The following is a 12,425-nucleotide window of genomic DNA, read 5'->3' as shown; positions in this document are numbered from 1 at the left end:
CAGCACCGCTTCGACGGCGAACCGTCCGGGTCGCCGCCAGGACGAAGCCGACGAGTTTCTTCTCGGAGCAGATCAGCCTCGGTCAGGCGTTTTCGTGCACGCTAGCGCTGGCGGCGGGGTTCAGAGCCGGATGCGGGCGACGACCTCGCGTTCGTGAAGCTGGCCGGTGGCTGGAATCCCCGCCGCAGATAGAACGGTTCCGGACTGTGCTCGCCCGGCACCCCAAGCACCGTCGCCGACGCTTCTCCGCGACGGTGCGCTTCGGCCAGCACCGCTTCGACGGCGAACTTCCCGTAGCCTTTCTTCTGGTGCTCGGCGGCGATGTTCAGCCGCCAGATGCCGCAGCGGAAGTAGTCGATCGGACAGTCCGGATCGAAGGCGGCCATGACGAAGCCGACGAGGTCGTCGCCGGCGTAGACCAGCCTCGGCCAGGCGATGCCCGGCTGGGCGTGGGCCTCGGCCAGCGACCGGGGCTACGTAATCTTTCTGGTGTGGTGCTACCGCCAGATCGCAGGCCGCGCCCACATTGTCGCTGGTGACCTCGGCCAGCCGCAGTGTCGTCCTGCCCCGGACGTTAGCCCGGGGGTACGACAGGTCTCAGGCTCCTTCGACGCCGATCTCGAATGCGGAGTCGGTGTCGGCGCGCGAGTAGGACCGGAACGCGATGTGGGTGACGGTGTCGAGCACGCCGCGGACCTTGCCGATGCGGCCCGGGATCAGGTCGGCGAGGTCTTCGTGGGCCTGCACGCGCACGGTGGCGATGAGGTCGACGTCCCCGGCGCACGAGTAGACCTCGGACACCTGGTCGAGGTCCGCGATCGCCTGTGCGGCCTGCGGGATTTCCTCGGCCTCTACGTTGATCAGCACGATCGCCGTGATCACAGCGTTCCTCCCACTTCCTGGCGGTAACCGACGTGCGCGATCGTAGCCGGGAACGCGCCCGCGCACGGCGCAGCGGGTGTCTCAGCCCGCGAGGTGTTCGAGCGACCGGGCATCGGCGGCTCGGGCGAGCCAGGCTTGCCATCCGGCGACCGCGGCGGGCTCGGCCCACGGCCGGGTGGTGCGGACGAGCCGGGTCCCCGGCCGGGCGAGCCAGCGCAACAGGATCCCGACCTCCTCGCCGGGAGCACCCCGCAGCGGACCTTCTCCGGGCAGCACGGTTTCCCCCGCAGCGACCAGGGATTCGACCACCGGCATCGGCGGCACCCCACGCCGGGCGACCCCTGCGGAGGCGAGCCTGCCGTAGCGAATGACGGACAGTTCCCAGCCGCCATTGCCGTCCGGGGCCGCGGCGATGAGTTCCGCGACCGACGCGAGCGCGGCCTGCCGGTGTGCGCGGCCGACAGCGCGGACCAGCCCGGCCAGTTCGTCGCGGTGGCGCGCGGCCTGTTCGTAGTGCCTTCGCTCCGACATCTCCTCCAGCCTCGCCGCGGCCAGGTGGAGCGGACGGCCGTCGTGACCGGCGATGAGCCCGCGGGCAGCTTCCACCGCAGGGGAGTAGTCGGCGACGGTCTGCCTGCCCGCGCACGGGGCTCCGCAACGGCCGAGTTCGGCCAGGACACACGGCGTGCCGGACGCGGCGGTGGCGGAGATGCGTTGCGTGCAGGTGCGCAGCCCGGAAGCGTCGGCGAGAGTCTCCGCGGCGGTGCGCGCGTCGGCTTGGCTGCGGAACGGCCCGAGCGTGCCCGCGCGCGGCAGGCGTACCACGGAAAGCCGCGGGAAAGCCTCGTCGGTGACGCTGATCCACCAGCCGTGGTGCGGGTTTTTCGAACGCCGGTTGTACGCCGGCCGGTGCGCGGCGATCAGCCGCAGTTCGCGGATCTCGGCTTCGAGGGAGTGTGCGCATTCGATGGCGTCCACCCGCTCCGCCAGCGCGACCATCTCCCGGATCCGGCCCCGGCTTTCGGAACCGGTGAAATACGTCCGCACACGCCGTCTCAGGTCGCGCGCGGTGCCTACGTACAGGACTTCGTCGCGCGGTCCCTTGAAGAGGTACACGCCGGGCCGCGACGGCAGGTCGGCGGCGAGGTTTCGCTTGCGCCGCTGGGCTGGCGTGACGTCCGGGAGGTAGTCGATCAGCTCCTCGACGGTGTGCACGCCGAGGTTGCCGACTCGCTCCAGCAACGCGTGCAGGACGTCGGTGGTGGCGCGGGCGTCGTCGAGCGCACGGTGCGTCGGCCGGGTGCGTGCGCCGAGCAGCATGGACAGCGACGACAACCGGTAGCTGCGCGCTTCTTCGCGCGGGATGACGCGGCGCGCGAGCTTCACCGTGCAGACGACGGTGGGGCGCGGCCAGACGTAGCCGTGTCCCTCGCAGGCCGCCTTCATGAAGCTGGTGTCGAAGCCGGAGTTGTGCGCGACCAGCACGGTGCCCGCGATGAACTCCAGGAACGCGGGCAGCACGCGTTCGATCCGCGGCGCGTCGTAGACCATCGCCTGCGTGATCCCGGTCAGCTCGACGATCTGCGGCGGGATCGGCGTGCCCGGGTTGACCAGCGTCGCGAACTCGCCCAGCACCTGTCCGGCGCGGACCTTGACCGCGCCGATCTCGGTGATCCCGTCCGGCCCCGGCTTGGTTCCGGTGGTCTCCAGGTCGAACACGACGAACGTGGTGTCCCGCAGCGGGGTGCCGAGCTCGTCGAACGCCAGCTGAGCCTGGTCCGGCCTCGGTCGGGTCTCCATGATCGCGCACAGTAGGGCCGGCCACCGACAATCTTCGCGCGCGCCGCCCGTGGCCCGATGGTGACCAGTGGAACGGGCCGGTGCGGCGCGCGATCCGGCGGCGGGGCCTACCCTGGACCAATGCACCCTCAGCCCGTCGAACCGGAGGGAGCCGCGGAGGCCGTCGGCCCCTCGGCGGTTCCGGCACGGGCGGGACAGGACGCCGAGGTCCCGGAACCGGGGACGTGTCCGGAACCGGCGACGTGGACGAGCCTGCCGGAGGCAGTGCGCGAGCGGATCGCCGAACTGGCCGCGGCCGCGGTCGCGAAACTGCCGGTCGCGGACGTGCCGCGGCAGCTGCGGCCGGTCGCGAAGTTCGCCCCGGCCAAGCGCGCGAAGCTCGGCGGCACCGCGCTGCTGGCCGCGTTGGGGGACTCCGCGCAGTTCCGGACCGCGGTGCTGGAGTGGCTGCGCGAGCACCGGACCGACGCGCTGGACCCGAATGTCTCGGATTCCGTCGCTGCCGCTGCCGCCGCGGTGCTGCTCGGCGAATCCGGTGCGGCCGGACGCGTGCGGCTGATCGCGAAGAACGCCGAGGAAACCGCGCTGCGCGCGGAGCGGGACGCGGCGCTGGCCCGGAACCAGCGGCTGGAAGTCGAAATCGCCGAGCTGCGAGCCGAGCTGGAACAGGCGCGCGGGGCGGTCGAGAGCGCGCGCGGCGAACGCGAGGCCGAGGTCGAGAAGCTGCTGCGCCGGCTGCGGGAGCAGGGCGTGCTGCTGCGGCAGGCCAAGGACGCGGCCGAGGCGGCGCGCGCCGAACTGGCCGACGGGGGAGCGACGCGGGAACGCGAGATCGAGATGCTGAACGGGCAACTCGACCGGGAACGCCGCCGGGTCGCCGCCGAACGCACCCGTGCCGAACGGGCGGTCGCGGACGCGGAGATGGCCCGGCAGTCCGCGCGCGAGGCCAGGGAGGCCGACGAGGTCCGGCTGGCGTTGCTGGTCGACACGATCGACGGCGCGGTGCACGGCCTGCGTCGTGAACTCGCCTTGGGCGACCGCGGCGCGCGCCCTGCCGACATGGTGAGCGGCGCGCGGTCCGGACTCGGCCCGGGAGGGCGGATCCAGGACGTCACGGCCCTCGACCGGCATCTGGCGCTGCCGAACGTCCATCTCATCGTGGACGGCTACAACGTCACCAAAACGGGTTATCCGGAACTGGCGCTGGCCGATCAGCGAGACCGGCTGGTGCACCAGCTCTCGGCGCTGGCGGCGCGCACGTCGGCGGAGGTCACGGTGGTGTTCGACGGGGCCGGTGTGCTGTCGGTGCCCGCCGCGGTGCCGCGCGGGGTCAGAGTGCTGTTCTCCGAGCGTGGGGTGCTTGCCGACGACGTGATCCGGTCGTTGGTCGCGGCCGAGCCGAAGGGCCGCCCGATGGTCGTCGCGACGTCCGACCGGGCGGTCGCGGACTCGGTCCGCGCGGGCGGTGCGCATCCGGTGGCGTCGGCGGTTCTCGTCAGCCGATTGGGTCGAGTCTGACCCTGCCCGACGTGCGGGCTCCGGAAATTGTCGGTGGTGCTTCCTACCGTTTGTTCCCGAGGCGATTCCCGGAACCGGTCCGGGGCCTCGCGGACGGACGGAGGCCTGGCGATGGGCGAGAACGAGCGGGAGCGGTTCGGGGTCGGTTCCGGCATGCGTGCGGGAGACGCGACTGGTGCCAGCGGGGGAGTTCCCTTCGCGGCGGGGCCGGGGGATCGGGTCGGCTGTGCGGCGGGCCCGGGAGATCGGAACGCCGGTGTCGATGGCCGGGCGGTTGAGCGCTCTCGGCCGCCGGACTGTCGGGCTGGCGGGGCGGTTGGATGGTTCGGGCCGCTGGATCATGGGGCTGGTGGGGTGGCTGAGCGTTCTGGGCCGCCGGACTGTCGGGCTGGTGGGGCTGCTGAGCGTTCTGAGCCGCCGGACTGTCGGGCTGGCGGGGTGGCTGGATGGTTCGGGCCGCTGGATCATGGGGCTGGTGGGGTGGCTGAGCGTTCTGGGCCGCCGGACTGCCGGGCTGGCAGGATGGCTGAACGGTCCAGCCCGCCGGACCGGGCCGGTCACCCGGGCGGGGCGGGTCCGGCGGTGAGTCTTGCCACTGGGGTGAGTCCGGCCACGGGCCAGGCGCGGGACCGGGATCTGGAGGCGCGCCGGGAAAGCGGCGGTTCGCCGGGTGCTGGCGGGAGCGCTGCTGCCGCGGCTACCGGCGAAGGCGAGTGTGCGGAAGCTGGCAGTCGGCGGCGCTCGGCGCGGCGGCACCCGAGCGCGAAGTGGGCGAAACCTGGTGCCTCCCGCCAGGAAGAGCGGCGTCCAGCCGGCGCGGTGGACGTCGCGGTGGAGGACATCGACACGTTCGTCGTCGACTGCGACCGGTGTGCGGTGCGCGGGGCGGCGTGTGCCGATTGTGTGGTCAGTGTGCTGCTCGGGCCGCCGGTCGGCCTTGTCTGGGACGCGGCCGAACGGCGGGCTGTCGACGCGCTCGCCGAGGCGGGGATGGTGCCGCGGCTGCGTCTGGTTCCGGAGACCGACAGTAGGTCGGCGTGACACCAGTGGGTGACACTGGCTCGCCGAGCGGTCGCCTCGGTGCGGTGAACGGTAAGTAGTCGAAGAGGTCTTTTGTGCTGCCAGAGCGTGTGACCTAAGTCACGTGTAACTGCCTTGCTGGTCCGATGGTGTTTCGCCGGACTACGGAGAGTTTTTACGGGGGGCCCGGTGGACGCGCCGACGGTCTTTTCGTAACCTGGCCGAGATCTCGCGCCAGTCAGCTGTCGGACGACGGCGACGCGGGATCGCCGCCGGTTCGGCTTTGTCGGGGAGTCAGGACCGGAACCAACCACCGTGCGCGGGAATGCTGTTGTGGCACATGACGGCCGGAACGCGGACGGGCAGCGTGCGCGAAGAGGGCCCCCGACCTCTTCCGCGCCGGGGTTCCGGCCACGGCGGCCCGACGAGCAAAGGAGACCCGCGCGGCCGTGCAGTCGCATCCAGTCAAGCGCGTGGTGTCAGGCGCCCTCGCGGCTGCCTCGGTGATCGCAGTAGTCACCGTGGCGCAGCCAGTGGGCACCGCAGCCGCTTCCCCCCTCCCCGTCCTCCAGGCCCCGCCGGACTCCGGTTCGGACGCTCTCGCCAAGTACCGCGACCTCGCGGCGCAGGCGGAGAAGGCGAACGAGGACCTCCTCAAAGCCAAGGACGACCTCACCGCCCGCCAGGGCGACCTCGACAAGGCCAACGGAGACGTGGGCAACGCCCACAACCTCTCCGCGCAGGCGGCCGAGAACGAAAAGAAGTACAAGGTCGACGTCGACAAGTTCGCGAACGCGTCGTTCCTGTCCGGCGTGCAGATGAACAAGCTGTCCGCGCTGCTGGCGGGCACGTCGACGCAGGAGTTCCTCGACCGGTCGTCGGCGCTGGACCAGATCGCGTCGCAGAAGGCCGCCGCGCTGGAGAAGCTCCAGGGCGCGGTCGACCAGGCCAAGTCCGCCGAGAAGCTGGCCTCCGACGCCGCGCAGCGGGCCACCGCGGCGCGCGACGCGGCGGCGAAGCTGACCGAGGACATCACGGCCAAGAAGAAGACGCTCGACGACCAGGTCGCCGAGCTGAAGAAGACCTCGTCGGCGCTGAGCCAGGCCGACCGCAACGCGCAGAAGGACACCGGCGGCGACATCTCGGTGGACCTCGCGAACGCGGGCCCGGCCGCGGCGGCCGCGGTCCAGGCCGCGCTGAGCCAGCGGGGCAAGCCCTACGAATGGGGCGCCACCGGGCCGAGCTCGTACGACTGCTCGGGCCTGATGCAGTGGGCCTACAAGCAGGCCGGCGTCTCGCTGCCGCGTTCGAGCCGCGAGCAGAGCACCACTGGAACGCCGGTTCCGCGCAGCCAGCTGCAGCCCGGCGACCTGGTGTTCTACTACTCGCCGGTTTCGCATGTGGGCATGTACATCGGCAACGGGATGATGGTGCACGCGCCGACCACCGGCGACGTCGTCAAGATCTCGCCGCTGCAGAGCCAGTACGTGGGCGCGCGCCGGGTCGCCTGACCGGACGTTCTCGCTTCCATCGGGGCGGTGCCGCATTGCGCGGCACCGCCCCGATGTCGTTCACGGGAGCGCTTGACCGGAGGAGCCGACGATGCCGCTCGCGGGCGAGCTGGTGACCGAGACCTTCGCGTACGACCGCGGTCGCCAGGTCACGGTCTACGTTCCGGCGGGTCGGCCCGACGCGGCCGTGTTCGCCGGCGACGGCGAGCTGATCTCGCAGGGGGCAGCGATCTCAAGACCGCCGATGCGCCGCCCACGATGATCGTCGGCGCTCACTGCCTGGCCGATGACCTCCCGGCTCCACGAGTACTCGCCGGGATTCGATCCGGAGCGGTTTCGGCGCACGAGAGATTCTTCCGTGCGGATCTCGGCCGGTGGGTGCGATCGCGATGCGGAGTCGCGCTGCCCGCCGAGCGCACTGCGGTGTCTCGGCGAGGGTGTCTCGGCGGTGTCTCGGCGAGGGTGTCTCGGCGAGCGGAGAGCTGGCGCTGGCGATGGGGCTTCGGCATCCGGACGTCTACGGCACGGTTCTGTGCTCCTCGCCCGGAGGGGGGGTTATCGACGCTCCTCGCCCGGAGGGGTTATCGACCGCCTGCTGACCTGCCGGGTTCGCTTCCGCGCGGTACGTCGCGCCGGTGCGCGGGAACCGTTCTTCCTCCGGAACGCGATCCGGTGGGCGGACGTACCGTGCGAGGCCGGGGCAGGCGTCGTCGTGACCGAGCGAGCCGGATCGCACGGGGGTCCGTTCCGGCGGGAAGAGTTCCCGCTGAGGGTGGCGTGGGCGTTCGGGAGCTGAAGAAGCCGGCTGGACGTTCCCGCTTCACCGGGGCGGCCCCGCGCGGCTGCTCGTCGGTAGCCTGCGGGGGTGCTGAGGACCCTGCTCGTGACGAACGACTTCCCGCCGCGCCCCGGGGGCATCCAGAATTACCTCAATTCGCTGGCCACCCGGCTGCCCGCGGACGACCTCGTCGTCTACGCGCCGTCCTGGGAACGCAGCAGCGGCTCGCACGTCGAGTTCGACGCGGCCGCGCCGTTCGAGGTGGTACGCCATCCGACCTCGCTGATGCTGCCCACGCCCGACGTCCTGCGGCGCGCGAAGCAGATCATGCGCGCCCGCGGCTGCGAGGCCGTCTGGTTCGGCGCGGCCGCTCCGCTCGCGCTGCTGGGCCATCCGTTGCGGCAGGCCGGCGCGCGCCGGATCGTCGCGTCCACGCACGGGCACGAGGTCGGCTGGTCGATGCTGCCGGGCTCGCGGCAAGCTCTGCGGCGCATCGGCGAGACGGTCGACGTCGTGACGTACGTCAGCAAGTACACGCGCAACCGGTTCGCCGCCGCGTTCGGTCGGCACGCTGGGCTGGAAATGCTGCCGAGCGGCGTCGACACCACGGTTTTCGCGCCGGACCCGGTCGGCCGGGAGGAAATCCGGGCTCGGCACGGGCTTGGCGACCGACCGACCGTCGTGTGCGTTTCGCGGCTCGTTCCGCGCAAGGGCCAGGACATGCTGATCGCCGCGCTGCCCGCGATCCGCGAGCGCGTGCCCGGCGCGGCGTTGCTGCTCGTCGGGGGCGGTCCGGATCGCAAGCGCCTCAACCAGCTGGCTGCGGCACTGGGGGTGGCCGACGACGTGGTCTTCACCGGCTCGGTCCCGTGGGAGGAACTGCCCGCGCACTACAACGCGGGCGACGTCTTCGCGATGCCCGCCCGCACGCGCGGCAAGGGGCTCGACGTGGAAGGGCTCGGCATCGTCTACCTGGAGGCGTCCGCGACCGGGCTGCCGGTGGTCGCGGGCACGTCCGGCGGGGCGCCGGAGGCGGTGCTGGACGAGGTGACCGGGCACGTGGTCGACGGCCGCGACCCGGGCCAGCTCGCGGAGACTCTGGCGGCCCTGCTCTCCGACCCGGTCCGCGCCCGCAGGATGGGCGAGGCGGGCCGTTCGTGGGTCGCCGAGAACTGGCGCTGGGACACGATGGCGCAACGCCTCTCGACGCTCCTGGACGGCGATCCGGTGGCAGCGGTGCGCTGACCCGGCTCAGGGTTCGTAGATCGCCGGGTGGCGCGGGTCGTCCACGCGGACCACGACGTCCGCGAGGGCACTCGGATCGACTTCGTTCTCGTAGCGTTCGTAGGCGGGCAGCGCCCATTCCTCGGACACGCGGCGGCGCAGCGCGCCCGGCGAAAGCCACAAATGCACCACGAAATCGAACGCCAATCCCGCGCCCAGCAAGAACTCTCCGTCGACCAGGACGACGCCCCGGTCCGGGACCGGGACGCGCGGCAGCCTGGTCGCGCGGTCGCGTTCGGCGTCCCACAGCGCGGGCAGCACTTCGCCGCTTCCGTCGTCGGCGAGCGGGTCCAGGACTTCCCGGCGCAGACCGCCTGAATCGAGCCACTCGGCATACCGGGCGTCCGGATTCTGTCTCCCGTGCTCGAAACGGAGTGACGCTGGTCGCAGAAAACCGGCGGCGGGCACGTGCAGTACGGCCCGGCCGAGCAGCTTCAGCGGGTCGGTCAAGGCCTCCGCGAGCGGGCCGGTTCCGGCTGCTCCGTCGAGGGCGACGGCGATTCGCCCGCGGTGGGCGAGCGCGTCGACGCGCTCGGTCAGCTCGGCGGCGAGGGCGTCGGGGGAGATGGGGCGGTAGCGCACGATCGCATGATCCCGCACCGGTTTCCGCCGGTCCCCGATGCCCTGATGGCGGCATGGCCGGCGAGGAGGGCAAGACCGGGCGGAGTGGTGGGGAGACAGCCGTTGCCCGCACGATGCCGTACCCGGGCAGCCGGGTGTGGAGGTTCCTGGTGGGGACGGGATGGAGATCTGGCCCGGCCCCGGCGTCGAGCTGCCACGCGAACGCGGGGCCGGATACGAGACCGAACACGGCACCTGGCGTCCGACGGACTGGGATCACGATTCCTCGCTGGAACTCGAGGTCGCGGATCTCGGCAAGCGCAGCACGCGCAAGATCGCCGGGAGCGGCTCGCGGACGTGGCGGAAAAGGCCGGGCAGCGGGCATATTGGAAACCAGTGGTCGAGCGCGTCGAGGCGGCATTGGCCGAACGCTGACCGAACTGCCCAGGGGGCCTCAGCAGTGAGCGTCGACGAACAAACCGAGGAAATCCCTTACGCGGACGAGGAATTCTGGCAGCATCCGCACGAATGGCTCGCACAGCGGCGCGAGTCCGGCGCGGTGTGCCCGATGACCACCCGCCGCGGAATCCCGTCCTACCTGGTCAGCGGATACGAGCAGGCGCGCGAGCTGCTCAACGATCCCCGGGTCAGCAAGGACAGTGCCGACGTGCAGCGGGTGTACGCGGCGAAGGCCGGCCAGGAGGTCCAGGGGCCGGACTTCGGCAACCTGCTCACCCGGCACATGCTCAACAGCGACCCGCCGGTCCACACCCGGCTCCGCAAGCTGGTGAACAAGGCGTTCACCGCTCGCACCGTCGCGCGGCTGCGGCCGCGGATCCAGGAGATCGCCGATTCGCTGCTGGCCGAGATGGCCCGGCACGAGCAGGTCGACCTGGTGCGGGCATTCGCCGAGCCGTTGCCGATCACCGTCATTTGCGAACTGCTCGGCGTGCGGGTCGAGGACCGCGGCGAGTTCACTGCCTGGTCGCACACGCTGCTGTCGTTCTCCGAGGACCCGGAGTGCCAAGCCGCGGCGGCGCGCGACATGCAGAACTACCTGCGGCAGCTGGTCGAGAGCAAGCGCGCCGAACCGGCCGAAGACCTGCTGTCGGACCTCGTGCACGCCAGCGACGAAGGCGATTCGCTCGACGAGGACGAACTGATCTCGATGGCGTTCCTGCTGCTGGTCGCCGGGCACGAGACGACGGTCAACCTGATCGCCAACGCCACGTTCGCGTTGCTGCGTGCGCCCGAGCAGGCGGAGAAACTGCGTGCCGACCCGGGCTTGCTGCCGGGTGCGGTCGAGGAGTTCCTCCGGTTCGACGGGCCGATCAACTTCGCGACGCTGCGCTACACGGTCGAGGAGATCGAGGCGGGCGGCGTCACCGTGCCGACCGGCGAGTTCATGCATATCTCGCTGCTGTCGGCCAACCGCGACCCGGAGAAATTCCCCGACCCGGACACGCTCGACGTCACGCGAGCGCCGGGCGGGCATCTCGCGTTCGGGCACGGCATCCACTACTGCGTCGGCGCGCCGCTGGCCCGGCTGGAGGCGCAAATCGCGCTGGGCTCGCTGCTGGCGCGGTTTCCGGAGCTGAGCTTGGCCGTGCCTGCCGGGGACATCGTCTACCGGCCGAGTTCGCTGGTGCACGGTGTGCTGGCGCTGCCGGTGCGGCTGAAGGGGGCGTAGCGGCGGTCACTGCGGTTCCGCCCATCGCCCGGTTAGGGTCGGCGGGTGGAACCCAGTGCTGCCGATCTCCTCGCCCTCGACGCCGCGCACGTGTGGCATCCCTACGCGCCGATGCCGGGCCGGGTGCCGCCCCTGCTCGTGGAAGAGGCGAGCGGGGTGCGGTTGAAGCTCGCCGACGGACGGGAACTGGTCGACGGCATGTCGTCCTGGTGGGCGGCGGTGCACGGCTACCGGAACCCGGTGCTCGACACCGCGTTGCGGGAGCAGGCCGGGCGGATGAGCCACGTGATGTTCGGCGGGCTCACCCACGAACCGGCGATCACGCTCGCGAAGCGGCTGGTCGAGATGACCCCGGACGGGCTCGAGCACGTGTTCCTGTGCGATTCGGGCTCGGTTTCGGTCGAGGTCGCGGTGAAAATGTGCCTGCAGTACCAGCGTTCCCGCGGGCTGCCCGGCAAACACCGGCTGCTGACCTGGCGCGGCGGCTACCACGGCGACACGTTCACGCCGATGAGCGTCTGCGATCCCGACGGCGGCATGCATTCGCTGTGGCGCGGAGTGCTGCCGGAGCAGGTTTTCGTGCCCGCGCCGCCGTCCGGGTTCGGCACTCCGGTCGATCAGTCCTATGTGGACGAATTGGCGAAGGCGATCGGGCAGCACGCGGACGAAGTGGCCGCGGTGATCGTGGAACCAGTGGTGCAAGGCGCGGGCGGCATGCGGTTCCACCATCCCGGTTACCTGCGCGCGCTGCGCGAGCTGACCCGGGAACACGACGTGCTGCTGGTGTTCGACGAGATCGCGACGGGATTCGGCCGTACTGGAAGGCTTTTCGCGGCCGAGCACGCCGGCGTGACGCCCGACGTGCTGTGCGTCGGCAAGGCGCTCACCGGCGGCTACCTCACGATGGCCGCCGCGCTGTGCACGCCCGAAATCGCCGGCGGCATCAGCCGCGGCGAACTTCCGGTGCTCGCGCACGGCCCGACGTTCATGGGGAATCCGCTGGCTTCGGCGGTCGCCAACGCCTCGCTCGGCTTGCTGGCCGAAGGCCGATGGCAGGCCGACGTCGCCCGGATCGAAACCGCGCTGCGGCAAGGGCTCGAACCGGCTCGGGAGCTGCCGCACGTCGTGGACGTGCGGGTGCTGGGCGCGATCGGCGTGCTGCAGCTGGATCACGAGGCGGACATGGGCGTCGCGACCGAAGTAGTGACGGCCGAGGGCGCGTGGCTGCGGCCGTTCCGGGATTTGATCTACGCGATGCCGCCGTACATCAGCACTGACGCGGACCTGGCGGTGATCACGTCGGCGATGCGGGCCGCCGCGGCGAAGGCCTGAGGTTACTTCGGGTTTGACGTGGCTGCCGGTAGTGGATCTTGCCTGGTCG

The 12,425-nt window shown here is 71.4% G+C and carries 12 protein-coding genes; 8 read left to right on the top strand and 4 right to left on the bottom strand.

The features are described 5' to 3' along the window. Positions 1–101 precede the first annotated feature (101 nt). From BM362_RS50380 to BM362_RS34880, 3 genes are all read right to left on the bottom strand, one after another. Positions 102–386 carry a GNAT family N-acetyltransferase gene (locus tag BM362_RS50380; RefSeq protein WP_342029828.1) on the bottom strand — a complete coding sequence of 95 codons (285 nt, stop codon included), beginning with the start codon at positions 384–386 and terminating at the stop codon, positions 102–104. A 211-nt stretch (positions 387–597) separates the two neighbouring features. Continuing rightward, entirely contained in the window at positions 598–882 is a 285-nt protein-coding gene (locus BM362_RS34885) for an Lrp/AsnC family transcriptional regulator (RefSeq protein WP_009074830.1), read from the bottom strand. Between the two features lie 81 nt (positions 883–963). Next, entirely contained in the window at positions 964–2,682 is a 1,719-nt protein-coding gene (locus BM362_RS34880) for a DEDD exonuclease domain-containing protein (protein WP_093576060.1), read from the bottom strand. Between the two features lie 120 nt (positions 2,683–2,802). Between BM362_RS34880 and BM362_RS34875 the strand changes: the two genes are divergently transcribed. The 6 genes from BM362_RS34875 to BM362_RS34850 all read left to right on the top strand — a co-directional run bounded on the left by BM362_RS34875 (position 2,803) and on the right by BM362_RS34850 (position 8,754). Next, positions 2,803–4,200, top strand: a complete 1,398-nt coding sequence (locus tag BM362_RS34875; RefSeq protein ID WP_093576059.1) for an NYN domain-containing protein — start codon at positions 2,803–2,805, stop codon at positions 4,198–4,200. Positions 4,201–4,426: 226 nt separating this feature from the next. Then, complete coding sequence (locus tag BM362_RS34870) at positions 4,427–4,786, top strand: hypothetical protein (RefSeq protein WP_093576058.1); 360 nt, start codon at positions 4,427–4,429, stop codon at positions 4,784–4,786. A gap of 233 nt (positions 4,787–5,019) precedes the next feature. Then, a complete protein-coding gene (locus tag BM362_RS34865) occupies positions 5,020–5,241 on the top strand; it encodes a hypothetical protein (protein WP_093576057.1) in 222 nt (73 codons plus the stop codon). A gap of 428 nt (positions 5,242–5,669) precedes the next feature. Further along, the gene (locus tag BM362_RS34860) at positions 5,670–6,731 is read left to right on the top strand and encodes a C40 family peptidase (protein ID WP_067577937.1); all 1,062 of its coding nucleotides are present in this window, start codon (positions 5,670–5,672) and stop codon (positions 6,729–6,731) included. Positions 6,732–6,822: 91 nt separating this feature from the next. Further along, positions 6,823–6,993, top strand: a complete 171-nt coding sequence (locus BM362_RS48485) for a hypothetical protein (protein ID WP_198545205.1) — start codon at positions 6,823–6,825, stop codon at positions 6,991–6,993. A 603-nt stretch (positions 6,994–7,596) separates the two neighbouring features. Beyond that, positions 7,597–8,754, top strand: coding sequence for a glycosyltransferase family 4 protein (locus BM362_RS34850; RefSeq protein ID WP_208865424.1), 1,158 nt, complete (start codon positions 7,597–7,599; stop codon positions 8,752–8,754). 6 nt (positions 8,755–8,760) lie between these two features. Here BM362_RS34850 and BM362_RS34845 read toward each other — a convergent pair whose 3' ends face one another. Continuing rightward, the gene (locus BM362_RS34845; protein WP_067578175.1) at positions 8,761–9,375 is read right to left on the bottom strand and encodes a nucleoside/nucleotide kinase family protein; all 615 of its coding nucleotides are present in this window, start codon (positions 9,373–9,375) and stop codon (positions 8,761–8,763) included. A 160-nt stretch (positions 9,376–9,535) separates the two neighbouring features. Between BM362_RS34845 and BM362_RS34835 the strand changes: the two genes are divergently transcribed. Together BM362_RS34835 and BM362_RS34830 are read left to right on the top strand one after the other, a co-directional pair. Further along, positions 9,536–11,044: a cytochrome P450 family protein gene (locus BM362_RS34835; RefSeq protein ID WP_244287379.1), complete on the top strand. Its 1,509-nt coding sequence runs from the start codon at positions 9,536–9,538 to the stop codon at positions 11,042–11,044. 45 nt (positions 11,045–11,089) lie between these two features. Further along, a complete protein-coding gene (locus BM362_RS34830; protein ID WP_093576055.1) occupies positions 11,090–12,376 on the top strand; it encodes an adenosylmethionine--8-amino-7-oxononanoate transaminase in 1,287 nt (428 codons plus the stop codon). Positions 12,377–12,425: the final 49 nt, after the last annotated feature.

The organism is Amycolatopsis rubida (assembly GCF_900115345.1).
Taxonomy (GTDB): Bacteria; Actinomycetota; Actinomycetes; order Mycobacteriales; family Pseudonocardiaceae; genus Amycolatopsis; species Amycolatopsis rubida.
Note: the sequence above shows the minus strand (reverse complement) of the source record. Positions and strands in the feature narration are given on the sequence as shown.

Excerpts from the sequence above, each read along its gene's own strand:
- BM362_RS34875 (WP_093576059.1), top strand. The coding sequence starts at position 2,803 with ATGCACCCTCAGCCCGTCGAACCGGAGGGAGCCGCGGAGGCCGTCGGC.
- BM362_RS34880 (WP_093576060.1), bottom strand. The coding sequence starts at position 2,682 with ATGGAGACCCGACCGAGGCCGGACCAGGCTCAGCTGGCGTTCGACGAG.
- BM362_RS50380 (WP_342029828.1), bottom strand. The coding sequence starts at position 386 with ATGGCCGCCTTCGATCCGGACTGTCCGATCGACTACTTCCGCTGCGGC.
- BM362_RS34835 (WP_244287379.1), top strand. The coding sequence starts at position 9,536 with ATGGAGATCTGGCCCGGCCCCGGCGTCGAGCTGCCACGCGAACGCGGG.
- BM362_RS48485 (WP_198545205.1), top strand. The coding sequence starts at position 6,823 with ATGCCGCTCGCGGGCGAGCTGGTGACCGAGACCTTCGCGTACGACCGC.